The following is a 26405-nucleotide window of genomic DNA, read 5'->3' as shown; positions in this document are numbered from 1 at the left end:
TAAGTCTCCAACAGTGTAAGAGAAGTGTTGATTGTAACCTTGGAAAAGATGCCGAGATACTGTGGAAACGCCATGCGTAATTCACCCTGAAGCTTATTCACATAGGCACTGCGATTATCCATTAAATCGTAGTATTCACGGCATAGGTTACGGCAGTTTAGAGCAAGGTCTGAAGGCAATTGTTGCAAATCTCCAGGGAAAGATTATAATATAATTAGTGATGTATCATGTTTTTGAGGACATGTGCGCACTATAAAAGTAGGGGGAGATATATCTTCCTCATCTATTAAATAAAAACTTATACTACACAAAAGACACAGCCGACTTGTGGCTCTATGGACCTCAGTGGAAGACCAAAAAAATCGGTTTTTGGATGTGTACGGTGCTTGACGGAGCTCGGTGGACAAGGGTGGAAGGAATCGTTCAATTAATCCCGACAATGAAGTCTATCGGCGCAGATAAGCAGGAAAATAAGGCATCTAAGAGTAACGAAGCAGAAAAATGCGACCAGATTGCGACTAAAGAAGAGAAGATTGATTTTTCAAATGTAAAGATTGAGCCTTTGTTTGAGGAAGAGGTAGATTTTGATACATTCAGCAAGTCAGACTTCCGTGCAGTAAAGGTGAAAGAGTGTGTTGCAGTACCGAAGTCAAAGAAACTGTTACAGTTCACTCTTGATGACGGAACAGGTATTGATAGAACAATCCTTTCTGGTATTCATGCATATTACGAACCAGAAGAATTAGTTGGAAAGACACTTATTGCGATCACTAACCTGCCACCGAGAAAAATGATGGGAATTGAATCTTGTGGTATGTTGCTTTCAGCCGTGAATAATCTGAAAGATTCAGAGGATGAAGAACTGCATCTTATTATGGTTGATAATCACATTCCGGCAGGCGCAAAGTTATACTAGAATTAAAAGATATCAAAATTCAGAAAAATAAAATCATTGATTTAAAGAGAACACGTTTAGTTAAAAGTAGCAGACAATTAATGCCTGCTACTTTTTTATAATAGTTAATTTGATTTGTAAAAACATAATATTTCGTCAATTTGACAATCAAGAATATTGCAAAGCATATCAATGGTGTGTGTCGATATATGCGTATTCGAACGCATACGAGACAATTGACCGGCTGAGACATGATATTGGTTTATGAGCTGATATTGTGTTATATGCTTTTTCTTGAGTGTATTAAAAAACGGCTCATTGCAAGTTATGGGATGCAGGAGAAAAGGGACTTACATTATCTGCTTTTGAATGGGAGAAGGATAGAAAAACGCTGATATATGGGCAGGTAGACTATATGTATGGAGAAGCACTTTATAAGCCTGAAATGAAAGAAGGAAATCCTATAAGGTTATATAGTTTGGATGGAATCACGGAGATATTCGGTAAATTAGGACTTCGTATTTGTAACAGCTTATTTAGCAATCTTCATCAAATCTTTATTTTTTTCTGTTAGGTTATATTTCAGTAAGAAATGAAATATGGAAGGAAGGATAGTAAAGATGGAAATGATGTTGCAGACACAAAATTTGTGTAAATATTTTAGAAAGCAGAAAGCGGTAAATAATGTTTCACTTAATATAGAAAAGAAACAGATTTATGGACTGCTTGGACCGAATGGTGCGGGAAAATCTACCACATTGAAAATGTTGACCGGTATGATGAAACCCACTGCAGGAAAGATTTACTTTGATGGAAAACTTTGGGATAGGAAAGATTTATCAAAAATAGGAGCGTTAATTGAGAATCCGCCTATTTATGAAAATCTTTCCGCCAGAGAGAATTTGAAGGTAAGACAATTATTGCTTGGTACAGATGAAAACAGAATTGATGAGGTCTTGCAGATTGTATCACTTACAAACACCGGAAAGAAGAAAGCAGGACAGTTTTCTTTGGGAATGAAGCAAAGACTAGGCATTGCAATGGCATTGCTTGGAGAACCGGAACTTTTGATATTGGATGAACCTACGAATGGATTAGATCCAATAGGCATCGAGGAATTACGAGAGCTGATCCGGTCTTTTCCGGAACAGGGAATCACTGTAATTCTCTCCAGTCATATTCTCTCAGAGGTACAGTTACTTGCAGATAAAGTCGGGATTATTTCAGGTGGAATCTTAGGATACGAAGGAGCATTAAAGCAGGGAGATAATCTTGAAGATTTGTTTATGAATGTGGTAAGAAAAAACCAGAAAGCAGGTGAAATCCATGGTTAATATTATAAAAGCAGAACATCAAAAAGCCAAAAGAACCATGCGAAAAAAGTTTATCTGGGGATTTCCTCTTCTTACATTTGTCATGGCATTTATATTTACTCTTGGGATGACAAATGCTTATGCAGAAAGTGTTTGGAACTGGTGGTATACACTTTTGCTGCCGGGGATGATTGCTCTATTTTGTTATCTTTCTGTGGCGCAGGAGAAAAAGATAAAATACTATCATTTAATGACTATTCCCACAGACAGAAGAAAATTGTTGCTGGGGAAAATTATTTATATTGGGTACATGATTTTGTTTTCTAATGTGATTGTGTTTGCAGGAGCAACGCTTGGAGGCTTTCTTCTAACGACACATGTTCCAGTTGGAGGAGCGTTGATTGCAGTATTGTTTCTGACGGTTTCTGAGTTATGGGAGATTCCGGTAGCTTTATTTTTAAGTGAACGATTTGGAATGATTGTAAACTTGTTCGTCTGCCTGTTTATTACCGTCAGCGGTGTGGTAATATCACAAACCAGAATCTGGTATGTACTTGTTTCTGCAATCCCTATGCGAATGATGTGCCGTTGCTTCATGTTTTACCAAATGGACTTGCCGCAGAAGCAGGGAATCCTCTTTTGGATACGGGAGTCATTGTTCCGGGAATGTGTCTCTCAATCATCTGGTTTGTTTTTGTAACGGTTCTGTTTTTGAAATGGTTTGAGAGAAGAGAGGTGAAATAAGATGATTGGAAGATCTCTTAATGCAGACTTGCGAAAGATGAAAGGAACATCTGTGATTCTGGCACACTTACTGATTCCGATTATAACCAGCGTTATATTTTTAATATATTACTTTTTTCACCATGGAATGAAAAAATGAAAGTGATTGCATTTTATCAGGCAATAGGAGCAGGACTTCCGGTACTTATTGGAATTTTTACAGCAAGTGTGATGGAACAGGAACAAAATGCAGGTGATTTTCAAAATCTGTTGTCTTTACCGGATAAACCTGCAGCATTTTTATCGAAACTGTTGATGCTACTGGTTTTGTGTCTGTGCTCTGTCCTATTGACAGCAATCATATTCGGAATTGGATTTGGAAGAATCTCATCAAGCAACATCGGAAGCATGAAAGTATGTATACTTGCAGCAGTGCTTCTGTGGGGAAGCAGTGTTCCACTTTATCTGTGGCAGCTGATTCTGGCTTTTCAGTTTGGAAAAGGTGTATCCATTGGAGCAGGGATTATATCAGGACTAATTAGTGCATTGATGCTTACCGGACTTGGAGATTATGTGTGGAAATATGTATTTGTCTGCTGGACGGGAAGAGTACCATATACTTATCTGCAATCTGTATTGGGAGAAACTAGTGTAGGTGAATGGTTGTCATTCATACCAGGTTGCTTAATATTTACAGGGATTAGTATGGTATACTATTTTTGGTGGGTAAACCACTGGGAAGGAAACAGAATATCGGAATAGAATCGAGGGAAACTATGGCAAAAATACTGGCAGTTGATGATGAACCGGCAATTTTGGAAATGATAGAAAGCATTTTGAATAAGGATGGACATCTGGTTACCAAAGTAAGTAATCCGCTAAAAATTAATATGGAAGAATTACATCGTTATGACCTGATTTTACTGGACATTATGATGCCTGGAATTGATGGCTTCGAATTATGCAAAAGAATTAGGATACTTGTGGATTGTCCGATTTTGTTTCTTACGGCAAAAACGGAGGAAAACAGTCTGGTAAACGGACTTTCTTTAGGAGCAGATGATTATATTTCAAAGCCATTTGGAGTGATGGAACTTCGGGCAAGGATCAATGCACATCTTAGAAGAGAGCACAGGGAACATTCTGTCCGGATGGTTTTGGGGAGGGTCTGTATTCAAATATCTCAAAAGAAACTATTGGTTGATGATAAGGAACTTCCTCTTACGAAAGCGGAGTACGAAATCTGTGAATTTCTGGCTAAAAACAGAGGACAGGTTTTCTCGAAGGAACAGATATTGGAAGCGGTCTTTGGCTTTGACAATGAGAGTAATGACAGTACTATTATCACGCATATCAAAAATATAAGAGCAAAATTTGCGGATTATGATTATATACCGATAAAAACAGTCTGGGGGATTGGATATAAATGGGAAGAGTAAAGAGAAGCAATGCACTCAGCAGGATTTTTATGAGATATGTACTGGTCATGCTTGGATCATTAGTTGGTTTGGTGATTGTTGCTTATCTGCTGCTGTACCTTTTGATTAGTGTGGGCTGTATTTATCCGGCAAATTATGCAGAGCAAAAGATTAATGAAGCATATGATACGATTTTACGTGCAGATAAAGTGACTGCTGAGATGATTCCCGCACTTTGTGATTATGTAATCTTTTCAGAGAATGGAGAGAAAATAGGTGGAGATCTGTCAGAACAATACGAACAGATAGCATGGAATGTTGCAAAGTACGGAAACGCATCCGGGAAATATTTTTATAAAGTAATTGTAAGGGAAAATGAATATGTTGTATTGCAATATCGCCTGACACCTCAATATCATTCAGCTTTTTTGAGGGAGCATTTTATAGGACCACAGAATGTGATGATTATTATGTCTGTGATTGGATCGGTAGCGATTATCATCATTCCGTCCATACGTTTTGGAAAAAGAATCAAAAAGCAGATGCAGCCTGTATTAGACGCAATCGGACAAATAAAGGATCAAAATCTGGAATATGAGACATCCTGTTCCGGTATCAAAGAGTTTGATGACTGTTTATCGGCAATCGATGATATGCGAGATGCATTGCGAGAATCTTTAGAAAAGCAGTGGAAAACGGAGCAGGAAAAGAAACAACAGATGTCTGCTTTGGCGCATGATATTAAAATACCTCTTACGATTGTACGGGGAAATGCAGAACTACTTTCAGAGACTGAACTGACCACAGAACAGAAGAATAATATCACTTATGTTTTGAATGGCACAACACAGATACAAAGTTATGTAAAACAGTTGATAGATGTCACAAAATCATGGAATTGCAGTGATGTTACCTATACAACGGTGAGGTTAGAAGATTTTTTCGCAGATATAAAGGAACAGGCACTCGGACTGGTAGAAATCTATCACCAGAAGATAGATTGGAAGGCGGAACAAAGTGATAAAAAGGTAACGATTGCTTATGATCCAATGTTCCGAGCCGTAATGAATGTGATTCAGAATGCAGTGGAGCATACAAAAGAAAATGGAATCATTTATATTGACGCAAAGGAGCAGGATGACCGGCTGACATTCATTGTGGAGGATAGCGGATCAGGATTTACAAAAGAAGCATTATTGCATGGCACAGAGCAGTTTTTTATGGATGACACAAGTAGAAATGGCGAAGCCCATTATGGGATGGGACTATTTTTTGCAAAAACTGTGGCTGAAAAATATGGTGGAGGTATTAAACTTTCAAATTCTGAAAATACAGGTGGGGCGAGGGTAGAAATATTTTTCCTGAGTAGTCAGGAAACAAGCCAAATAGACCGCAAGGAATGTTGTAGGATACTGTGTATTCACTCTTTGGACAATTGGAACAATGCTTCCGATGTGGATTATGAGAGATACTTTCTTTGCAAACTATAGAGAAAACGGTGGAACAGATGCATACATAGACGCTGTTATGGCACTTACTCCAGATTACATGGTATTGGTAATTATCGTACTTGCTATTGTAGGTGGTTTTTTGGGAACTATGCTTGGAAAGATTGTATTAAAGAAACATTTTGAAAAAGCAGGAATTGCCTAAAAAGAGTAATGCCACATGTTTGAAAAAATGTGTGGCATTTTTGTATAAGCGCTTAGGAACTTGATGCGTTTGCTGTTAAAGTGGCAGGTGATATTATTCATTTCGTAGAAAATATAGAAGGAAAGGAAAGTAAAACATGGAGAAGCAGGCATTATATATTGACCCAAGAACAAAATTGTTTTTATTGCTCGTGATGAATATTGTCATGCTGGATACAAGTTCAGGTGTTCTTTTACCATATCTGAGATTCATCATTGGCTTTTTGCCCTTTGTCTTGCTTTTAACATCAAAAAGATTTAAGCCTGCATGGGTCTACCTGGTGATATACCTAATCAGTCACATCATTGTCTTGTATGTATTAGATTATACCAGTGGATTTATGATGATGCTGTTGGGATTTCTATCATCGATGGGTACAAAATTTTTGCCTGGTGGAATGCTTGGAGTGTATTTTTTCTGTAGCACAAGGGTAAACGAATTTATTGCATCTATGGAAAGAATGCATGTATCGCAAAAGGTCATTATTCCTGTTTCTGTTATGTTTCGCTTTTTTACGACAGTAAAGGAGGAGGCAGAAGGGATCAGCGATGCTATGAGAATGAGAAAATTAGGATTTTCATATTTCTTTTTTAAACCGGTGGAGATACTGGAATATAGGTTGGTTCCATTAATGATATCAGTGGTAAATATTGGTGAGGACTTATCTGCGTCAGCCTTAACTAGATGTCTTGGATACAAGAAAAGTAGAACAAATATATCACGTTGCGGATTTGGATGGGTTGACTATGCGTTGTTCGTATTGGGTATTGGCTTTATCTTGTTGTACTTTCTGGAACTTGGAGGTGTGATTTAATGAGTAATAAAGTAATAGATATAAATAATGTTTGCTTTCATTACCAAGAGCAAAAAAATGCTTCATTAACTCATGTTAATTTACAGATTAATGAGGGAGAGGTTGTGGTTTTGTGTGGCGAGTCAGGCTGTGGCAAGTCTACGATTATTCGTCTCATTAATGGACTGATTCCTTATTACTACAAGGGACGTATGGATGGTCAGGTAAAGGTTTTGGGACACTTAACGCAGGAAGGTAACATTTATAATATGGGAAGTAAAGTAAGTAGCGTTTTCCAAAATCCAAGAAGCCAGTTTTTCTGTGTGGATGTCAAAAGTGAATTGGCATTCGGTGCTGAAAATCTAAATTATGATAAAGATGAGATTATAAAGCGAATTGAGGACGCAAGTCATGAATTAAAGTTTGAATATTTACTTGACAGAACTATGTTCCAGCTTTCGGGTGGTGAAAAACAGAAAATTGCTTGTGCCAGTGTGTCTATAACAGATAATCCGATAGTTGTTTTGGATGAACCTTCATCAAATCTCGATATGCATGCTGTAACTGAACTGAAAGCGATGATTCGATACTGGAAACAGAAAGGCAAGACAGTTGTAATTGCTGAACATAGGTTCCGATACCTTAAGGGGATTGCTGACCGTTTTATCTATATGAAAAAGGGAAAGATAGTTCGTGAATTCAGCAGTGTAGAAATGCAAAAACTGCCTGCCGAGGAACTTATGAGCATGGGACTTAGGAACCTCTCATACGATAATCTGGAAATTCAAAATTACAATGAGGCTAAAACGTTTATGAGAATACATGACTTTATTTTTCGATATAAAGGCTCAAAGAAATTGAGTTTATTCATTGATGAGATGGACATCCCAAAGGCTTCTGTTATAGCAATTATTGGCAGAAACGGTGCAGGAAAGTCCACATTTGTCAGATCCCTTTGCGGTTTAGAGAAGAAAGCAAAGGGATTGCTGGAAGATGGCAATGTCATGCTCAAAGCAAAAAAGAGGCTTAATAATTCTTTTCTTGTCATGCAAGACGTGAATCGTCAGCTTTTTACGGAAAGTGTTGAAGAGGAGATAATTCTTAGCATGGATGAGAAAAATGATAATTTGTTAGAGGGAATACTAAAAGAATTTGATTTGTATGATTACAGAAAGCAGCATCCTATGTCACTTTCCGGAGGGCAAAAGCAGCGAGTGGCAGTAGCCAGTGCAGTAGCAAGCATGAGAGAATATATCGTTTTTGACGAACCGACCAGTGGATTGGATTATTTCCATATGATGCAGGTGGCAGAGTGCATAAAAAAAATGCACGAAAAGGGCAGGACCATTTTTTTGATAACTCATGATTTGGAACTTATTTATTCATGTTGTAATTATATTATTCATATAGAAAATGGGATGATCAAGGAATTGTATCAGGTGAGTAAGGAAAACGAGCCGAAGTTGAGAAACTTTTTTGAGGTTTAATAAGGATTTTTTGACATAGTGAGAAATACTCTTGACTACTATTTATGGATGAAATAAGACGTTTCTTCCTAAAAACAGTATGTTTATGGTATACTAGCTAATAGTAGTGCAGTTTCAACCGATATTACATATTATGATGAGAAATTAATGCAAAGGAGTTACAATCAAATGGATAACAATGAAGTAGTAACAGAAGAAGTGGCAGCAGTTGTTGAAAATAGTACAGGTATTGAAATAGAGTCTTTATTTGAGGAGCAGGTTGATTATGATACATTCTCAAAGTCAGACTTCCGTGTTGTAAAGGTAAAAAATTGTGAGGCAGTACCTAAGAGTAAGAAACTTCTTAGATTTACACTTGATGATGGTACAGAGAATGAAAGAACTATTCTTTCAGGAGTACATGCATTTTACGAGCCGGAGGAACTTGTAGGTAAAACTTTACTTGCAATCGTAAATCTTCCACCACGTTCTATGATGGGAATAGATTCATGTGGTATGCTTCTTTCTGCAATTCACAATGTAAATGGAGAAGAAAAACTGAATCTGGTAATGTTAGATGACGCAATCCCAGCAGGTGCAAAATTGTATTAAGAATATAAATGTCACATGGTTGTTAATAACTGTGTGACATTTTATCGTTGTTGTTGATAATCGGAATTTGTACAGTTAACTTCTGGTTTTATTGACGCTTGAATATTCTCTGCTTGAATGCTCTTATTTTAATACCATAACGACCTGAAAAAACAAATCCTGTTAGTAACATTCCTAAGCTCACACCCAGGGCAACATCAATAATTATACTTACTACCTCGTTTTGGACATACAGCGTTGTATCCTTAAACAACATATATACTACTAAGAATAACAACGCAATCGAATTGCATATACGAACCCTGTGGTTATACTTCTCTGACTCCGTAGTTGTATAATCTACTGCCTGTAATACAGTTTCTTTTATTTCATTCTTCATTTTCTCACTTTTCCTCTCTCCATTTAATATTTCCCGGAGATCAACAGCATATAAATCAGAAAGCTCAATCAATATATCAATGTCGGGCATATTGTTTCCCGTTTCCCAACGAGATATTGTTCTTCTGGCAACATTCAATTTCTCAGCCAACTGTTCTTGAGTCATCCCATTTTCTTTACGTAATTCTGCCAGAAACTTACCGATTTTCGCTTGATTCATTGTGCGCAACCTCCTTTACGGTGTTCAGCATATAACTTTTCACTGTTACCTAACAGGACACAAAGTGAGCAAATGCCCTGTTTTATCTATGGGACACTCTTGTCCCATTATTTTTCTGCCGTTTATACTGATATATTATTCTGAATTATAAACAATTCGACAAATTCCATTTGTCTCTATCTTTATTTCTTAATTATACACAAGATTTGAAGCTTTTTCTACTTATCTATTGTTCTAAAATATCTTCCTAAAAAAATAATTTAAAAAATTTTTAAAAATAGGGTGTCAAAAGCCTGAGCAATTCCAAATAAGTGAAGGGAGTAATTCCAATCAATAAAAATGGAATCCTTTCACTTGAATTGAAAACTGAATATACAGGTCACTAAGACGTTAATTCTGATGATAGCCGCTTTATCGGGTGAGTGGTGTGTTTTCGACAAGATTACAATGACAACCGGAAATATTGAAATCAAATGCCCGAAATGTGGGTATATCAATGAGATTGACCTTTCTTTAAGAAAAGGAAGTGTCAAGTTTAGGAAATTTAAAATCAATATAGATTGAGCAGACAACTGAATAATTGTGTTTTATAAAAAGTAAAGGAATCTGCAAAAACAGATTCCTTAAACCAGGGGAAATCCCTGTCGAAGAATGGAACACCAGTTACTTTTTTGATAGAGAAAACGGACTACAATAACGGTCTGCTTTTCTTCATCAATAGTATAAAAGGCAAGGTAATTATTGATTATTACAAAACGAATTTCCCAACTTGCTAAAACCGGATCATCGACAAGACGGAACTTTTGAGGAAAATCTGATAATGTTCCTATCTGCTTTGTGACAGCATCTAACAGATTGTCAGCAACTTGTGGATTTTTTAGTGTAAATTCGATGTAATCCACAGCACGCATAATATCATGCTCTGCGGTGGATGTGATATGAAGCTGATAACTCATCGTGTGCGGCGGCTCCTGATATCTGCCATAGCTTCAGAGAAAGGTCGGGTGTTGCCTGATGCAATATCGTCCATTCCGTCCTTGATTTGGCTGTAAAGCTCAAAGCGGCTGGCAAGATTTTCGTAGGCTTCAATGCTCATAACTGCAAGGTCTCCTTTTCCATTCTTCGTAATGAAAACTGGTTCTGGATAATTATGACAAAATGTAGAAATTTCATTGTAATTATTCCTTAAATCAGCACTTGATTTGATTGTCGGCATAAAAGCACCTCCTTATCTAATAACAAAATTATACATAAATTTTGTTATGAAGTCAATGGGTTTGCTATAAGTGTTGGCAGAATTAAATCTTAATATGTCAATGAGATTGACCTTTCTTTAAAGAAAGTAAGTGTCAAGTTTAAAAGCAATTGGCAGCGATGAAGATTTACCTCAACTAGATGATGAGAATCAAAATGTTGCATAATAGCTTTATCTATAATTGAAAACAACAAGATGGAAAGGCTCAGAAAAAGGTATTCTGGGCCTTTTGTCTTAGAAGGATAGCAGTATAAAAGAGCAGGGATTTTTATACCCCACCTATTGATATACACTGTCACCATCAAAGAAGATTAAATCATAAAATTCAAAGAAATGGAGGAGCTGGCAATGAAAGGAATATTCGGAAGGATGTTTGATCTGAACCATGATGGAAATATTAGTCCACTGGAAAGCGCAATGGAATTTACTTTCCTAAATGAACTACTGAAAGACGATTCTGACGTACAGACAGAGTTAGAATTATCGGGACTGGATCCAGACGAGTTGGAGTTTATGGATGCAGATGAACGAAGAGAAGTACTGGAAGATGCCGGACTGGATCCAGATGAATATGATTTCTAAGGAAGGAGCATTTATAATGGCAAAAGTATTTATCACACATAATACATCTGTCCTTATAGGAAAGGTGAAGGTTCTTTTTCAGATTTTTCTTTTGATTCTTTTTCATGGTGGACTCCTTTCATACCACACTCATATCACTAAGATCATTATAGCAGAAAGAACACTCCCCCTGAGATTTGTCAAGGTAAATTCCCGTAAAGGTCAAAACGGGAAGTTTCAATAAAATTTTAGCAACTTTTTTTATGATGTCTAAAGGAATTGACAAAAAATATCGGGGGGTATAATGACAGAGAATATGCTGAGATTATTGTGTCTCAGGTAGAATAAAAAGAGGAGGAACCGCAGCCGGAGGAAATGCCTCAGACGCCGATCTGGCTGCTGGTGGCACTGCTTGCGGTAAGTGCAGGAGTATTGACGACCGTCAGTATCCGCGGAAGAAAAAGAATAACGCGAAACTTTTCAGAGAGTGTTGATTAGCAGCCGGATATATGTTATCTTAAAAAAAAAATACCATAGTGAATGAAGCATATTGACATCATATAGTATGTTTGTATGCTTCGTTTAGTATATGAATGAAAAATGGAGAGATAAAGTGAGAAACAGAAGAATTAAAAAGATTTTAGGAGCGATGCTTGCGGCTGCAATTGTGTGTCAGACGAGTGCATCGCCGGGGGTACTGACAGTACGTGCAGAGACAGCGGATTCAGTCACAGCGGATTCTTCCACGGCAGATTCTTCCGCAGCAGATTCCGCGGTGGATGAGCAGGAACAGATCCGGCATGGGGATATGGATGAAAACACCGGAGCTGAGGAAGACGTTGATGTGAATCAGGGGGTTGATGTCGAGGCGGCGATTGGCGGGACTGAGGAGAAGGCGGCAGATGCAGTGGCAGAGTCTGCGACAGAAGCCGAGTACCGTTATATATCGGATATGGAGTATATTACGGACAACAGATGGTCCTATGCCGGCTGGGGCAATATCATGAAGGATAAAAATATCGAAGGAGGCACCATCAGCCTTCTGCTCGATGGCTCCAGAGTATACTTCAAAAAAGGAATGGGAGCACACGCCACATCACAGCTTACCTATGATATTTCAGCGTATTCGGATGTCTATACACGTTTTGTTGCGAAAATGGGTGTTGATGCGGAACGAGGCGGCAACGGAGAGGTCTGGTTCAGAATCTCTGTCTCAAAGGACGGGACAAACTGGGAGGAATTATATAAGAGTGGGGTGGTTACTTCCGCCAGTAATGCGATCGAGGTGGATCTGAATGTTAAGGGTTACCGGTATCTGAGGCTGTATTCAGACAGCAACGGATCGAACGGGGCAGATCACTCTGTATATGCGGACGCAAGAATCGTTAAGACAGATTATGATATGTCCTCAGAATTAATACAGGATATCAGACCGACCGCATATTATGATGAACAGCTTTCCCAAAATACAGTGAAAGAGAATTACAGCAATCAGCTATATACCGTATTAAAAAGAGAATTTGTGAACCGCATGGGATACTGGACATTGCAGAGTGCAATAAAAGACGATGCAGATGGAGAGGTTCTGGAAGCGATTCGGTGGATTTTTAATAACAAGGAGAATCTGCAGCTGTTTATAGAGACGGGAAATGTAGGGGACTCGCAGGCGTGTCTTAAGCTGCTTGGAAGTCTGTACAAGAACCAGAAGGAGGATCTGGACAAGGCTGACGGGGATATATATAAAAAGATGATGATCGCACTGGCGATATCCTACAGCACTGACCGTAATGGCTCACCATTGAGTTTCAATTCACCGGCGAACTCCTATGACATTAATGAACGCTATGAGATTTTAAAAGAGTTATATGATACGGAGCTTTTTGTGAGAAAAGCCGAGTTTTCTTCCTATCATATGGAACTGATCCGTATGGTGGTGAATGACTCTACTGCTAACAGTGAGATTAAGTGGCTGCGTGGATATTCGGAATCAAAATATCCGAATAATCTCGAAAAGAGATTGAATCCATATAACTATATGAAGTATATCTCGCCGAATTATCATCAGGACAGGCTGTATGCCCAGGAGAATTATGCGGCATATAATGATAAATATAAGCTGGAGCAGTATGGAATCCCATATGGTCTTAATTCGGATGGAAGTAAGACGGAAAAGACCTGGATGGTAATGGAGGCCGGAGGTATCTGCTGGAATATCTCAAGACTTGGTTCAAATCTACACAGAGTTCATGGAATCCCATCGGTAGGTGTCTACCAGCCGGCACACGAGTCTTATCTGACCTATTCGGTGAATGCAGACGGCAAGGGTGTGTGGGATATCGGCAACAACATTTTCGGATGGGGACAGAGCTCGACCACCTGGTATGGCGGAAACGGCAACCGTTTGCTGTTTGACTGGAATAATAAGTCCTTTACAAGAAAGCATATGGGAATTGATATGGATCTTGGCAATGGCAACAAATCTTCTGTAGGAAATAACGGAGGATATCAGCTGTTGGGACAGGCGGCACTGAATGATTATGATCATTATAATAAATCATTCTATTATAATCTGATTGCCAATTCTTATGGAGAAAGTAACCGAAAAGAGGATACATACCGTAAAGCATTGGAAGCATTCAAGCTGAATCTTGACAGCTATGAGCAGCTGATCGGCATATATAAGGAACAGCAGCGGACCAGTGCAGAATGGAGAGCACTTGCAGAGCAGATTGTAGATACATACACATACTATCCGATGGCAATGACAGACTTGTTAAGAGTGATTGAGCCATATCTGGGTAACGATGATGTCATAGAGATTGATATGCTGAAAACAGAGGCTCTGAATAAGGCTGTAAAAGCAACGGATAAGGAAGTCCTACAGTCCGGTGCATGCCGCGAGATTGCAAGTGAGCTGCTGGGAAGCAGTAAAGTGGACCTTGCTTCTTTCTCGTTTGATGGAGAAAATGCCGGCAAGATTGTTATGAATTCCAAGTATGATGATTACAATTTCCAGGTTCAGTACAGTCTGGACGGCGGAAACACATGGGAAACGACGCTGGATCATCAGATCAGTCTTACAGAAAAGGAGATCAGCAGTATCTCTGCAGAGCATGATATACAAGTAAAGATATCCGGTTCCAGTCAGGTGTTTATCATAGACATTCTGGAGGGAGAAGGAATCGAGTCTAAAACATTAGCTGCAAATGATGACGAGAATACATTTATTGGAAAGGTTCAGAATCTGGAATGCAGTACAGATGGCGGAAAGACCTGGACAGATTATACGGCGGACCTCAGATTTGAAGGAAAGGTAAAGGTGACAGCTCGTTATAAAGCACATGGAACTTACCTGCAGGGAGAATCGACAGTATTTGATTTTACAGAAGCAGCAGAGACAGAAACGAAACGGTATATCTATGTAGAGAATATCAGCTTTGTGTCGGCAGGAACCGCACAGAGAGGATATGAGTCTGAACATATGATAGACGCCAGCCCATATACGACATGGCATACGAAATGGGGAGAAGTGGCACAGGATAAGACCTATGTTGTCAGCCTGGATAAAGTACGGTATCTGTCACAGGTGACGTATGATCCGGCAGGACTGAACGGAAGAATTAAAAAAGCGAAGATCTACGTGAGTATGGATGGCAAGGACTGGACACTGGCCGGAGAGCAGGCGAACCTTGCAAACAATGAACAGAGAAAGACGATTGCATTAAAAGAGTCGATGCCTGCAAGATATGTTAAGGTAGAAGCTGTAGAAACCTATGGCAATCACGAAGGTAATAACAAGTACGTCAGCGGTACAAGATTTAATTATTATGAAGACAGTACGAAGGTCTTTAAGGAACCGGAGGTAGAATATTCCGTAACATCTTGGACCAATCAGGATGTTACTGCGACCTTGAAGGTTCCGGCGGGATATACGGTGATCGGAGACGAGAGCCATACATTTACAGAGAATGGCAATTATACATTTACATATAAAGACATTCATGACAAAGAAAAAACCATAACAGCCGAAGTGACCTGGATTGACAGGGAAGCACCGATGGCGACAGTGGAATACGATATTACAGAAACGACACAGTTTGCGGTAAAAGCAGCCTTGAAGGATTTCTCAGAGGAGAATGTAACGATTCTGAATGCAGATGAAGATGGCAGTCACACTTTCCAGGAAAACGGAACCTTCACCTTTGAACTTCGCGATAAAGCGGGCAATATGGGTTATGTGACAGCTGAAGTAACCTGGATTGAGAACGGAGATTCGGGAAAACTGGAAATTGATTCAGAGGTGTACCATGTGGGAGATAATGGTATCATTAAAAATATTAATGCCAATACCTCGCTGGAGGAGTTTTTGAAAAATATCAATACCAATGCCGGAAGCATAAAACTTACCAGAGATGGAAAAGAGACGAAGGTTGTTGCAACCGGAAGCGTATTGACACTGAATGATAATGTAAATTATACTCTGGTGGTAAAAGGAGATCTGACCGGCGACGGAGCTACAACAGACGCAGATCTGGCTATGCTGAACAAACATCTGATAGACCGCCTGGTGATCAAAGACAGGATAACTCTGCTGGCGGCAGATATGAATCAGGACGATACGATTGACATTGTGGATTTGTCTGTTCTGAACAAGACGATCCTGAAAAAATAAGAGTGCATAAAGGTCAGGTAAGGAAAAATATGAAAAAAAGAGTATATGTGATGGCTGTTATGATTGCTGTATTGATGTCGTTCAGTAACCTTACAGTGAATGCGCAGGAGAAAGTGAAACTGAATGCAGCCAGTAAAGAGAAGACGTTAGAGGTGACACTTGAGTTTCCGGTCACAGAGAAGGGAATCGATGCAATGGCGGGAACCCTGGATTATGATCATGCAAAGTTGGAACTGACAGAAATGAAAGCAGGAGATTCCAGATTGCAGGAACCGGTGTATAACAGTGATAATGGTAAATTTACAACGGTGATTAAGTCAGAAACAATAAAAGAATCTGTTAATGCAGTACAGTTTGTATTTAAAAAGAAAGCTGATGCAGCAGGGGAGACGATTGTAAGAGTGAGCGAACTTACAGCGGCTACGGCAGAAGATACAAAGCAGATGCTGGATGCTGCCAGTGTGACGATAACGTTGGGAGATACAACGAAACCATCAGAAGATAAGAATGATTCAAAGAATGATTCGCCAACAACAGATAAGAGTGATTCTCCGGCAACCGGGGAAAATAATTCATCAAATAGTGGAACAACAGACGAAGAAAGGAATAGGAAAACAGATACAGCAGAGAGGAAAAATGGTGTGAAAACCGGAGATGTTGCTGATATGTCGGTGTGGATAGCCGGGATAGCAGTGAGTGCCGGAGTGCTGATAGCTCTGAGGATACGAAAACGAAAAATAAAATAATACACAGAAAACCGGGAGGCTGTTCTGCAGGATGCAGACAGCCTCCTGCTTTGCGCAATCCTGATTAAAAATGCGGTAAGAATCCTGCAATGCAGGATTCCTAAGATGAGAAGCAGGTGATATCAAAATTAGACATGACAAAAAGACTTCCCAGATGGACTGCGAAGAAAATGCTATAAATACCAAAAGGTCAGGCAATCAAAGATTTTAAACTTCGTATATATTGATGCTGGTGGATTTTATCAGCAACAAGTACGGGAACAAGCTGTGTAATTCCGGCAAGAAGTAAATCAGCATGAAGTGTTTTTTCGTTCTGTGTTTGGCGTTTCGCAAACGCCTATGAAAAAATTAAATTAAAAGGAGAAGATTATGAAGAGAAAGATTATTTTGACAGTTATTGCGGCAATGATGATTACTATGACAGGATGTGGGAAAAAACCATCAGAATCACAAGCTGAACCTACAACGAAATCTACGCAGTAAACAGGTGTGACAGAAGAAAAAGAACCAGGTGATGTTGCAGAATCTAAAGCACAAACAAAGACTACAAGTGGAGATACTACAGGTGTATATCCGAATGCAACAGGTATTACAGAAATAGCAATGGGAGTTACAGAGGATATTTGTACTTTTAAAGTACCATTAAATTATGTACTCTTAGGTTCGTATTATGATGAAAACAATGAAGAGCAAAGCATTCAGGGATTGGATTCAACTATGACTACCATGGAGGAAGCAATGTCAGAAGGAGGATTTTCTACAGGAAAACATTTGGCATGTTTCTCAATGGCATCACTTGAAGCAGATGGTACGGGAATTAACGTAGATACCTATGTGCCTGATGAGATAACTTGGGATGAGTTTAAATCATATTATCCAGAGGCAAAATCAATAGGAAATGCATCTGTTCCGGCACTTTTATATCATGTAGAGGCATTTAATGGTCAGGCTGTTGCTGTAGCTCTTAAATTATCAGATAATATTACGATGCAAATAGTATATGAAGGTTCTCTGGAAAGCAAAATTGGAGAGGACGAGTTAGGACAGAGATTGTATAATTTGGTAACTGTAAAATAATATACGAAAAACAAGTATGTTTTAGAGAAAAGAGGACGTAATTCCGTTTATGAAGGTAAAATCACAATGAAGGAAGCACAGAGCCTTATTGACAGCTATTCTAGAAAACATGATGACGTTTGGAAAAGCGGGCATCATCAAGGTTCTGCTTGCATTAGATATTTTGATAGTATTAGCTGCCCTGCTGTTGGAGAGGAAGCAATATAGCAAAAAAAACATTTCGCTTGTATCTGATATATGCTTGTATCCTGACAGCTACAGCGTTCCTTGATTATGTTATTGATACCTGGTATCTGCAGAATCTGGCGATTTTCTTTTCATCCATGATTATTTCTGTAAATCATATGATACAGGTTTCGGATCAGTGGCTGGATGCAAAAAGAGAATTGTTGATTTCCGAATACAGAGCGAGCCACGATATCATGACGGGGTTATGGAATAAAACCAGTGGTGTGGATCAGGTTAGAAACTGTTTAGAAAATATGTCAGAAAGTGATATGGCAGTATTGGGATTTATGGATATCGATAATTTCAAGTCTGTCAATGACACATATGGACATGAAACCGGTGTTTTCTGGATTCGCGAAGTAGCCACAGCACTTCAGGAAATGTGTGGTCCGTCAGACATTGCATGCAGATATGGCGGTGATGAGTATATTCTTTTCCAGCAGAATATCGGAGATAGGGAAGAATTAACGGCACGCATTGAAGGCTTCAGAAAAAAGATTCATGATAAAGCAGAAGAAAAGGGACAGGATGTGCATTGCAGCATCGGACTTTATCGTGTGAAGGGAGCAGGGAGAAAATTAGCTGAATGCATCATGATATCTGATGGTTTGCTTTATCAGGCAAAGAAGAATGGAAAAGATACTTACGTAATAGAGTAAATAAAAGGGGAAGAAAGTGATGTATGATAACGTAGTAGTTGTGGGAATTTGCAGCAGAACGTTTTTCTATGAGAAAGCGGGTGTAAGGATCCTGAGAATGATTTCGGATATGCTCAAAGCTTCCACTGTCTACAATACGTCCGCTGTTCATTACGAGGATACGGTCTGCCACTTTAGAAATTGCGCCTAAGTCATGGGTGATGAAAATCAGCTAATAACCAGCTAATACTTCAAAGAGAAGGTGTTTTTCTTGTAAGAGAGGACACCTTCTTTTTGTAATTTGCTTAATTCATTAGATAGAGCACTTCGATCTGCATTCAGATAATCTGCCAGCCCTTGCCTATCGTAAGGGATTGTAAATGTGTTAGAGCCGGCATGCATAGATTCGCCAGACAAGTAATTAAGTATCTTGTCACGTAAATTTTTCTTAGAAATATGATCTATTTTGTTCATCAATCTTACATTTTTTCTTGCTATTATCTCTAACAGGTTATGAATCAATCTTGTATGGAAACTGCAAGATGAAGAACAGGTTGTAATAATATGATTTATATTGAAAAGCATGACGGTGAGATTTTCATTGGCAATGACACTGATTTGAGCAGGAACACTGCTGATGCAGGCATAGCTTTCGCCATAGAGCATTCCTGATGACAGCTCTGTAATAATATTGCGATTCCCCCAGACATCATCATTTATTATGAGAGCCTGGCCAGATAGAATCATGCCGATAGTTTGTACCTTATCGCCACTTCTTAGCAGGTATTCACCTTTTGAATAATTTTTAATGCTGACAGATAGACATTTAAGCATTGGAAGAATTTCTGATTCTGAAATTCCTTGAAACAAAGGTGTATTCGTTAAGATGTTCATATATTTTTGCATGAGTTCTATAATCCTTCTTTTCATCTTTTCCATAGTATATCACAAAAATCGAAAACAAAACAAAAATGTTGTCTGGACAACGGAATAATTGTTGTGAGTTTGATATAGTACCATTAAACAACAAGAAATGATGAATAAAGCAATAGAAAAGGAGAAAGACATGGAAAATAAAATGTTTTGTTATCAATGTGAACAGACCGCAGGATGTACAGGATGTACCGGAAATGCAGGAGTATGCGGAAAGTCCGCCAATACTGCAAGATTACAGGATGAGCTTACAGGAGCATTAATCGGACTTGCTCGTGCAGCCGAGGGCAATGAGCACCTTGTAACCGAAGAGATGAATCAATTAGTTCTTGAGGGATTGTTTACAACCGTTACAAACGTAAACTTTAATGATGAGACATTAAAAATTTTAATTTATAAGATAGAAAATGCAAAAAAGAAATTAGTACCAAATTGCTTTACATGTTCCGGCTCATGTGGAAGAAACGATAATTTTGATATGAATACTCTCTGGACTACTGATGAAGATGTTCGTTCCTTAAAATCCTTAATACTTTTTGGGATTCGTGGAATGGCTGCATATGCATATCATGCAAGTGTGCTTGGATATACCGATGAAACAATCAGCAAATTCTTCTATAAGGCACTTTTTGCAGTCGGAATGAAGGATTGGGGAATGGATGAACTACTTCCTATTGTATTAGAGGTTGGAGAAGTGAATTTAAGATGTATGGAGCTTTTAGATCAGGCAAATACTACAACTTATGGAACTCCTGTACCAACAACAGTACCTCTTACAATTGAAAAAGGACCATTTATTATTATTACCGGTCATGATTTAAAAGATTTACAACTTTTATTAGAGCAGACAAAAGATAAGGGAATCAATATTTATACACATGGTGAAATGCTCCCAGCGCATGCATATCCAGAATTTAAGAAGTACTCTCATTTAAAGGGAAACTTTGGTACAGCATGGCAGAATCAGCAGAAAGAGTTTGATAATATTCCTGGAGCAATTCTTTACACGACGAACTGTCTTATGCCTGTAAAACCAAGCTACGCAGACAGAGTATTTACAACAGAAGTTGTATCTTATCCGGAAATGGTACACATAGGAGAAGAAAAGGATTTTACACCGGTGATTGAAAAGGCACTCGCCTTAGGTGGATATACCAAAGACCAGCATATGACTGGAATTAATGGAGGAATGCAGGTGACAACTGGTTTCTCACATGGAACTGTATTATCTGTAGCAGATCAGGTGATTGAAGCAGTAAAGAATGGAGATATTAAACATTTCTTCCTGGTTGGTGGATGTGATGGAGCCAGAGTAGGAAGAAACTACTACACAGAGTTTGTGAAACAGTCTCCTGCAGACAGCATTATTTTGACGCTTGCATGTGGAAAATATAGGTTCAACGATTTAGATTTAGGAACAATCGGAGGACTTCCGAGAATCATGGATATGGGACAGTGTAATGATGCTTATGGTGCAATCAAGGTCGCAATCGCTTTAGCAGAAGCATTTGAATGTGATGTAAATGAACTCCCGCTATCGATGGTACTTTCATGGTACGAGCAGAAGGCCGTATCTATTTTACTTACACTTCTCTATCTCGGAATCAAGAACATTCACCTCGGACCAACATTACCAGCATTTATTTCGTCAAATGTGCTGAATTTCCTAGTAGAGAATTATGGGATTTCTCCAATTAGTACACCGGAAGAGGATCTAAAAAAGTTATTAAATAAATAATCAGACGGGAACGGAAAGAGACAGATTTACAATTGTGAGATAGATTTTTCTTAAAACAAAATAGGGGAAAGGCGGTAAAATATTATGAGTAAAAAAATTGATTTAAACTGGTCGGTGTATGATATTACGAAAACTTATCCAGAAGTGATTGATATTATGGCAAATCTTGGGTTTGATGAAATTAAGAAGCCGGCTATGCTAAACTCCGTTGGACGAATTATGACAATTCCTAAGGGTGCAAAGGCAAAAGGAATTTCGATTCCGGTTGTTATAGCAGAACTGATAAAAAATGGTTTTGAAATTACTGGTAATATGCCAGATATTTCTTCTATGGGGAGCAAACAATTTCAAGCCAAAGAGACTGGCAATACAGTATTACTGAAGGATTATTTAAAGAGACTTGGAAATGGAGAAGATTTAGAAAGTGTTAAAAAAGATTTTGTCCAGAATTTTTCTGATGTAGATGCTTCTGAAATTATGAAGGCAGAGCAGGAACTTATAAAAGAGGGAACACCTATTACAGAGGTGCAGAAACTGTGTGATGTGCATAGTGCATTGTTTCATGGCTTAACCAAAGAAGAAAAAATAGCAAATGCTGAAAAGGCAGTCGAAGAATCTTTAAAAAAGGAAGAAACATCCGAAATGACAACTATGACGGATGCATATGTCAGAAAACATGAGCTTGCAAAAGCACTCAGAGAAACAAAGGGCCATCCTCTTTATTCTTTTACAGAAGCAAATGAGAAGTTTAGCAAAGAAATAGCAGATATTAGAGGTGCACTGGAAAAGGGCGAAGATGTAAGCAAAAAAATATCAGATTTTAGACAAATAGCAATACACTATGCACAAAAGGGTGATTTGATTTATCCACTCCTTAAAGTTCGCTATGAAATATCAGGACCATCGTATGTTATGTGGACTGTTGATGATGAAATCAGAGATGAATTAGCAGCAATAGATAAGGAATGCAATCATGACGAAGAATGGATTAAAAGAGTACAGGCTGTTTTAACAAGAGCAGATGAAATGATTTATAAAGAGACTAATATACTGTTCCCTATCTGCGCAATGAATTTTACAGCCGAAGAATGGTATGAAATCTATGAAGATGCCAAAGACTATGCATTAGTGTATGGCATTGATAATAGATGGGAAGAAGCAGAAAAATATGTGCAGGATAAAAAGAATCGTCATGAGGCGGCTATTTATGAAGGTGAAATAGTAATGGGCGGTGGACATATGAGTGCAGCACAGTTGGAAGCTATGCTTAATACGTTGCCAATAGAGATTACATTTATCGATGATAATAATATAAATCGTTTCTTTAATGAAGGAGCGAAAGTGTTCAAACGCCCTGGCATGGCAATTGACAGAGAAGTATTCTCTTGTCATCCGCCTAAGATAGAATCAATGGTTCGCTCCATTATAGAAAGTTTTAAAAATCATACTCGTGATAGCGTTCCGGTTTGGATCGAAAAGCAGGGAAAACCATTTTTAGTTACTTATTATGCAGTGAGAGACAAAAAAGATAATTATCTTGGAACTGTAGAAGTGGTACAGGATATGCAGTTTGCAAAAGAGCACTTTACAAGTTAAAACGCATAAAACCATAGATTGTAATCGAATAAAAAGGGAAATATTCTATGAGGTGTCGGATAAAACTGACACCTCAATGAGATGAATAAAAAGAATAAAGTAGAAAAAAGCGGTAGAAAGAACAGTATGTTCTGGAAGAGGTGATCGAGAGGGCGATACTGATCCTGATACTTGTACTGGTGGTCATACGATTAAAGGTTACTGGTAATTGCAGAATTTCTGTGATACACTGTTATAGAACTTTGTGAAAGAAGGAGGAATCAGTATGGCTACTTTAAAAGATATAGCATCAAAGGCTGGGGTTTCACAAAGTACGGTTTCAAGGATATTGAATAATGATCAGACGTTAAATGTAACAGATCAGACAAGACAAAAAGTTCTTGAAGTTGCGCAGGAATTAAATTACCGTTCTTTGTCGCAAAGATATAACCGGGGAAATTCCCAGTCGGAAGAAGAGAAGAACATCTGTATCGGAGTTGCGCAAATGCTTCAGATGGAGGAACTTCAGGACGATATTTATTATCTTCTTATGAAAAATATGTTAGATAGTGAATGTTTTGAAAAAGGGTGGACAACTGTTCCGTTGTATCGAGATGAAACTGGTCGTTTCGGAACGGGACGTGAGATAGAGCTTGACGGAATCGTTGCAATTGGAAGATTTACGAAAGAAGAGGTGAAAGATTTTCACCAGTATACAGATCACATTGTATTTATAGATTCGTCACCGGATGAGATGAAGTATTACAGTATTTTACCGAATTATCATATGGCGGTAAGAAATGCGCTGAATTATTTTGAAGAGATGGGATATGAAAAGATTGCCTACGTTGGTGCGGTGAATACATATGATTATAAGAAAGAACTGACAATGGATGCAAGATATTATTACTACCGGAACTCAGAGACGATGCGAGATACATTTGATGAGGAATGGGTGATCGATTCGGAGATGAATCCACGCAGTGCATATGCGTCGATGATCGCATATTTAGATGCACACAAGAATCCTCCGGAGGCGATGCTCATTAGCAGTGACGTACTTGTACCGGGAGTGATTAAGGCTTTGACGGAACGTGGATTTTCTGTTCCGAAAGATACGAATATGATCGTATTTAATAATACATCAATATCAGGAAATTGTAACCCGCCGTTGGATGCGATTGAGACTTATATCCAGGAAACAATCCGAGCAGCAATGCTATGTATCGAGCAGCTGCGGATGGGAGAAATCATTCCAAAGAAAGTGATTATTCCATGTAGTTTAGTAAAACGTGGAAGTGTGGAAAAGAAAAAATAGACAAAAAATGCGTGTCCCCAATAGGTTGATACGCATTTTTTTTGTGCACTTTTTCAGCAAGTAAAAGGGAAAGTAAAAACTTTACTAAAAACAGTAAAAAATAGTAAAAGTTTTATTAACTATTAGTGAAACTTTTGGTAAAATCGTTGATAAAGAGAGAACCGAGGAGGTAAGGAAGTTTGTTGTTAGGTGTTGATTATTACCCGGAACAGTGGAATATCGATCTGATGGAACAGGATATGGATACGATCGTGGAGATGGGATGTAATGTAATTCGTATTGCGGAATTTTCCTGGCATATGATGGAGAAGAGGGAAGGGCAGTTTGATTTTTCTTTTTTTGATCATGTGATCGAAGAAGCGAAGAAGAGAAATCTGAAAGTGATCATGGGAACTCCTACCGCTACGATTCCGGCATGGCTTGCAAAGAAATATCCGGACATTCTTTCGGAATTTGAAGGAGGAAAAAAACGTTCCTTTGGAGGAAGACATGTGTATTGCTTTAACAGTGCCACAATGTATGCGTATTCGGAAAAAATTGTTCGTGCTTTAGTTGAACATTATAAAAATGAAGAAGCAATCGTAGCATGGCAGATCGACAATGAGATCGGACATGAAGGAAGCGATATTTGTTATTGTGAAAACTGTCAGAAAAAATTTCAGCAATATTTGAGCGAAACGTTCCAAGGACAGATCGATCGGTTAAATGATACATACGGGACGACGTTCTGGTCTCAGGAATACAATTCTTTCGATGAGATTCCAATTCCGACAGAGACAATTACAACACATAATCCGGCACTTCGTCAGGACTGGGAGCGTTTCCGAAGTAAAGTGATTGTTGATTTTATTGATTTTCAGGCGAAGCTGATCAAATCAATCGCGCCGAAAGCAGTTGTTATGCACGATTTCCCAGGCGGTGGACTTGGAAAACATGTAGATTATTCGAAAGTGGCTGCGACCCTGGATCAGGTCGCGTATAACAACTACCCGGTATGGGGCGGTCAGAAGGAACCAATCGCACCCCACGAAATTGCCTTCGGTCTGGATTATATACGAGGCTTAAAAGGGGAGAACTTCTGGATCACGGAAGCCATCATGGGAGCGCAAGGACATGATGTAACGGGATTCCTGCCAAGACCGAATCAGGCAAAAATGTGGTCCTACCAGGGAATGGCACATGGCTGTGATTCTATGATGTATTTCCGTTATCGTGGAGCAACAAAAGGAGCGGAACAGTTCTGCTATGGAATTTTAGATGCAGACAATGTAAAGAGAAGAAAATTTTATGAAGTGCAAAGCTTTTTTCGGGATATAAAAAATTATGACGCGGCATTAAAAACACCGATTCGAAATCAGGTGGCAATTGTTTATGATTACGATTCGCTTGCTTCTTTCCGTATCCAGAAACAGAGTATTTTGCTTGATCCGGCAGCAGAAATGCAGAAATTTTACAAGCCATTTTTCGATGTGAACGTAGGAGTGGATGTCATTCCGGAAGACCGCGATTTTTCGAAGTATCAGGTGCTCATCCTTCCACAGATGATTATTCACAAACCGGAAATGGAAGCGAAAGTAAAAGCATTTGCCGAACAAGGCGGAACGGTTGTACTAACTTACCGTTGTTCGGTGAAAGATGCGAACAACAATGTACCGTTTGGAAAGACGGCACCGGTTGGATACAATGAGTTTGCCGGACATTGCGTAGTAGAAACAGAGAGCCTTCAGACGCTGGATGCATTTCCGGTTGTGGGGACAGGCGCATTTGCAAAATATAACGGCATGGGCGGTATTTTCAGAGACATGATCGAAGTAAAAGATGCAGAAATCCTCTTCCGGTATGGAGATACATTTTACGATTCATTTGCGGCAGTGACAAGAAAACCGGCCGGTAAAGGAATGGTTTATTATATTGGATGTGGACTGGAAGAATCCATTACAAAAGCACTCATGGAGACGATCATGAAAGAGAAAGAGATTCCGATGTATCCATCTCAAAATGGTGTGGAAATTGTTACAAGAGGAGAAAAGGAACAACAGATCAAAATGTATATAAATCACAATGGGACAGAGGCAGAAGAAGACGGTGTAAAACTGGCACCGTTCGAATGTGTGATTAAATCGATAAATTAACAGGTAAAAATGGAGGTAGAAC

At 38.7% G+C, this 26405-nt stretch carries 21 protein-coding genes and 4 pseudogenes; 20 read left to right on the top strand and 5 right to left on the bottom strand.

Features of this window, described 5'->3' with window-relative positions:
• Positions 1-382 precede the first annotated feature (382 nt).
• Positions 383-916: a methionine--tRNA ligase subunit beta gene (locus tag DXB52_RS04010; RefSeq protein ID WP_330677939.1), complete on the top strand. Its 534-nt coding sequence runs from the start codon at positions 383-385 to the stop codon at positions 914-916.
• Positions 917-1020: 104 nt separating this feature from the next.
• On the opposite strand, the gene DXB52_RS04005 is transcribed toward DXB52_RS04010, so the two are convergent.
• Positions 1021-1224: a helix-turn-helix domain-containing protein gene (locus tag DXB52_RS04005; RefSeq protein WP_118106587.1), complete on the bottom strand. Its 204-nt coding sequence runs from the start codon at positions 1222-1224 to the stop codon at positions 1021-1023.
• 291 nt (positions 1225-1515) lie between these two features.
• Here DXB52_RS04005 and DXB52_RS04000 point away from each other — a divergent pair, with 291 nt between their 5' ends.
• The 9 genes and pseudogenes from DXB52_RS04000 to DXB52_RS03960 all read left to right on the top strand — a co-directional run.
• Entirely contained in the window at positions 1516-2229 is a 714-nt protein-coding gene (locus tag DXB52_RS04000) for a lantibiotic protection ABC transporter ATP-binding protein (RefSeq protein WP_055225704.1), read from the top strand.
• Positions 2222-2952: pseudogene (locus DXB52_RS03995) on the top strand (lantibiotic immunity ABC transporter MutE/EpiE family permease subunit). Before DXB52_RS04000 ends, DXB52_RS03995 begins: the two are co-directional and overlap by 8 nt.
• Position 2953: 1 nt before the next feature.
• Positions 2954-3693: pseudogene (locus DXB52_RS03990) on the top strand (lantibiotic immunity ABC transporter MutG family permease subunit).
• A gap of 14 nt (positions 3694-3707) precedes the next feature.
• Positions 3708-4370 (top strand): response regulator transcription factor, encoded by a 663-nt coding sequence (locus DXB52_RS03985; protein ID WP_118106586.1) that lies wholly within the window; start codon positions 3708-3710, stop codon positions 4368-4370.
• Positions 4358-5731, top strand: a pseudogene (locus DXB52_RS03980) (sensor histidine kinase); the annotation flags it as partial. The gene DXB52_RS03985 and the pseudogene DXB52_RS03980, both read left to right, overlap by 13 nt.
• Before the next feature lie 70 nt (positions 5732-5801).
• Complete coding sequence (locus DXB52_RS03975; protein WP_237976327.1) at positions 5802-6002, top strand: MptD family putative ECF transporter S component; 201 nt, start codon at positions 5802-5804, stop codon at positions 6000-6002.
• A 136-nt stretch (positions 6003-6138) separates the two neighbouring features.
• Complete coding sequence (locus tag DXB52_RS03970) at positions 6139-6855, top strand: energy-coupling factor transporter transmembrane component T (RefSeq protein ID WP_117542045.1); 717 nt, start codon at positions 6139-6141, stop codon at positions 6853-6855.
• On the top strand, positions 6855-8321 hold the full coding sequence (locus DXB52_RS03965; RefSeq protein ID WP_118106585.1) for an ABC transporter ATP-binding protein: 1467 nt from the start codon (positions 6855-6857) through the stop codon (positions 8319-8321). Before DXB52_RS03970 ends, DXB52_RS03965 begins: the two co-directional genes overlap by 1 nt.
• 234 nt (positions 8322-8555) lie before the next feature.
• Positions 8556-8912 (top strand): annotated as a pseudogene (locus DXB52_RS03960) (hypothetical protein); the annotation flags it as partial.
• An 88-nt stretch (positions 8913-9000) separates the two neighbouring features.
• On the opposite strand, the gene DXB52_RS03955 reads toward DXB52_RS03960, so the two are convergent.
• The 3 genes from DXB52_RS03955 to DXB52_RS03945 form a co-directional block, all read right to left on the bottom strand.
• Positions 9001-9510, bottom strand: a complete 510-nt coding sequence (locus DXB52_RS03955; protein WP_117542048.1) for a helix-turn-helix domain-containing protein — start codon at positions 9508-9510, stop codon at positions 9001-9003.
• 623 nt (positions 9511-10133) lie between these two features.
• The gene (locus tag DXB52_RS03950) at positions 10134-10466 is read right to left on the bottom strand and encodes a type II toxin-antitoxin system RelE/ParE family toxin (protein ID WP_117542049.1); all 333 of its coding nucleotides are present in this window, start codon (positions 10464-10466) and stop codon (positions 10134-10136) included.
• Positions 10463-10726: a type II toxin-antitoxin system Phd/YefM family antitoxin gene (locus DXB52_RS03945; protein ID WP_005339381.1), complete on the bottom strand. Its 264-nt coding sequence runs from the start codon at positions 10724-10726 to the stop codon at positions 10463-10465. The genes DXB52_RS03950 and DXB52_RS03945 overlap by 4 nt, the downstream gene beginning before the upstream one ends.
• A gap of 387 nt (positions 10727-11113) precedes the next feature.
• Between DXB52_RS03945 and DXB52_RS03940 the strand changes: the two genes are divergently transcribed.
• The 6 genes from DXB52_RS03940 (at position 11114) to DXB52_RS03910 (ending at position 18708) form a co-directional block, all read left to right on the top strand.
• Positions 11114-11347: a hypothetical protein gene (locus DXB52_RS03940; RefSeq protein ID WP_117542050.1), complete on the top strand. Its 234-nt coding sequence runs from the start codon at positions 11114-11116 to the stop codon at positions 11345-11347.
• Positions 11348-11701: 354 nt separating this feature from the next.
• A complete protein-coding gene (locus tag DXB52_RS16595) occupies positions 11702-11824 on the top strand; it encodes a hypothetical protein (protein ID WP_264466046.1) in 123 nt (40 codons plus the stop codon).
• 115 nt (positions 11825-11939) lie between these two features.
• Positions 11940-15998: an NPCBM/NEW2 domain-containing protein gene (locus DXB52_RS03930; RefSeq protein WP_181989154.1), complete on the top strand. Its 4059-nt coding sequence runs from the start codon at positions 11940-11942 to the stop codon at positions 15996-15998.
• A 29-nt stretch (positions 15999-16027) separates the two neighbouring features.
• Positions 16028-16744, top strand: coding sequence for a hypothetical protein (locus DXB52_RS03925; RefSeq protein ID WP_118106584.1), 717 nt, complete (start codon positions 16028-16030; stop codon positions 16742-16744).
• A gap of 489 nt (positions 16745-17233) precedes the next feature.
• Positions 17234-17821 carry a hypothetical protein gene (locus DXB52_RS03915; protein WP_117542053.1) on the top strand — a complete coding sequence of 196 codons (588 nt, stop codon included), beginning with the start codon at positions 17234-17236 and terminating at the stop codon, positions 17819-17821.
• Between the two features lie 224 nt (positions 17822-18045).
• The gene (locus DXB52_RS03910; protein WP_118106583.1) at positions 18046-18708 is read left to right on the top strand and encodes a GGDEF domain-containing protein; all 663 of its coding nucleotides are present in this window, start codon (positions 18046-18048) and stop codon (positions 18706-18708) included.
• A gap of 222 nt (positions 18709-18930) precedes the next feature.
• Here DXB52_RS03910 and DXB52_RS03900 read toward each other — a convergent pair whose 3' ends face one another.
• Positions 18931-19593 (bottom strand): Crp/Fnr family transcriptional regulator, encoded by a 663-nt coding sequence (locus DXB52_RS03900; RefSeq protein WP_117569854.1) that lies wholly within the window; start codon positions 19591-19593, stop codon positions 18931-18933.
• 160 nt (positions 19594-19753) lie between these two features.
• On the opposite strand from DXB52_RS03900, the gene hcp reads away from it, so the two are divergent.
• The 4 genes from hcp (at position 19754) to DXB52_RS03880 (ending at position 26383) form a co-directional block, all read left to right on the top strand.
• A complete protein-coding gene (gene hcp / locus DXB52_RS03895) occupies positions 19754-21358 on the top strand; it encodes a hydroxylamine reductase (protein WP_181985434.1) in 1605 nt (534 codons plus the stop codon).
• Between the two features lie 84 nt (positions 21359-21442).
• Complete coding sequence (locus tag DXB52_RS03890; protein ID WP_118106582.1) at positions 21443-22954, top strand: DUF438 domain-containing protein; 1512 nt, start codon at positions 21443-21445, stop codon at positions 22952-22954.
• 265 nt (positions 22955-23219) lie between these two features.
• The gene (locus tag DXB52_RS03885) at positions 23220-24251 is read left to right on the top strand and encodes a LacI family DNA-binding transcriptional regulator (RefSeq protein ID WP_117542057.1); all 1032 of its coding nucleotides are present in this window, start codon (positions 23220-23222) and stop codon (positions 24249-24251) included.
• A 179-nt stretch (positions 24252-24430) separates the two neighbouring features.
• Positions 24431-26383, top strand: coding sequence for a beta-galactosidase (locus DXB52_RS03880; RefSeq protein ID WP_117542058.1), 1953 nt, complete (start codon positions 24431-24433; stop codon positions 26381-26383).
• Positions 26384-26405: the final 22 nt, after the last annotated feature.

Origin of the sequence: Ruminococcus sp. OM04-4AA (assembly GCF_003462585.1) — a bacterium.
GTDB lineage: Bacteria > Bacillota > Clostridia > Lachnospirales > Lachnospiraceae > Mediterraneibacter > Mediterraneibacter faecis.
The sequence above is the reverse complement of the archived record's forward strand: the minus strand, read 5'-3'. Positions and strand labels throughout refer to the sequence as shown.

Bases quoted from the DNA above. Each gene is read 5' to 3' on its own strand.
- DXB52_RS04000 (WP_055225704.1), top strand. From the start codon at position 1,516: ATGGAAATGATGTTGCAGACACAAAATTTGTGTAAATATTTTAGAAAG.
- DXB52_RS03985 (WP_118106586.1), top strand. From the start codon at position 3,708: ATGGCAAAAATACTGGCAGTTGATGATGAACCGGCAATTTTGGAAATG.
- DXB52_RS03975 (WP_237976327.1), top strand. From the start codon at position 5,802: ATGTGGATTATGAGAGATACTTTCTTTGCAAACTATAGAGAAAACGGT.
- DXB52_RS03970 (WP_117542045.1), top strand. From the start codon at position 6,139: ATGGAGAAGCAGGCATTATATATTGACCCAAGAACAAAATTGTTTTTA.
- DXB52_RS03965 (WP_118106585.1), top strand. From the start codon at position 6,855: ATGAGTAATAAAGTAATAGATATAAATAATGTTTGCTTTCATTACCAA.
- DXB52_RS03955 (WP_117542048.1), bottom strand. From the start codon at position 9,510: ATGAATCAAGCGAAAATCGGTAAGTTTCTGGCAGAATTACGTAAAGAA.
- DXB52_RS03950 (WP_117542049.1), bottom strand. From the start codon at position 10,466: ATGAGTTATCAGCTTCATATCACATCCACCGCAGAGCATGATATTATG.
- DXB52_RS03945 (WP_005339381.1), bottom strand. From the start codon at position 10,726: ATGCCGACAATCAAATCAAGTGCTGATTTAAGGAATAATTACAATGAA.
- DXB52_RS03940 (WP_117542050.1), top strand. From the start codon at position 11,114: ATGAAAGGAATATTCGGAAGGATGTTTGATCTGAACCATGATGGAAAT.
- DXB52_RS16595 (WP_264466046.1), top strand. From the start codon at position 11,702: ATGCCTCAGACGCCGATCTGGCTGCTGGTGGCACTGCTTGCGGTAAGT.
- DXB52_RS03925 (WP_118106584.1), top strand. From the start codon at position 16,028: ATGAAAAAAAGAGTATATGTGATGGCTGTTATGATTGCTGTATTGATG.
- DXB52_RS03900 (WP_117569854.1), bottom strand. From the start codon at position 19,593: ATGCAAAAATATATGAACATCTTAACGAATACACCTTTGTTTCAAGGA.
- hcp (WP_181985434.1), top strand. From the start codon at position 19,754: ATGGAAAATAAAATGTTTTGTTATCAATGTGAACAGACCGCAGGATGT.
- DXB52_RS03890 (WP_118106582.1), top strand. From the start codon at position 21,443: ATGAGTAAAAAAATTGATTTAAACTGGTCGGTGTATGATATTACGAAA.
- DXB52_RS03885 (WP_117542057.1), top strand. From the start codon at position 23,220: ATGGCTACTTTAAAAGATATAGCATCAAAGGCTGGGGTTTCACAAAGT.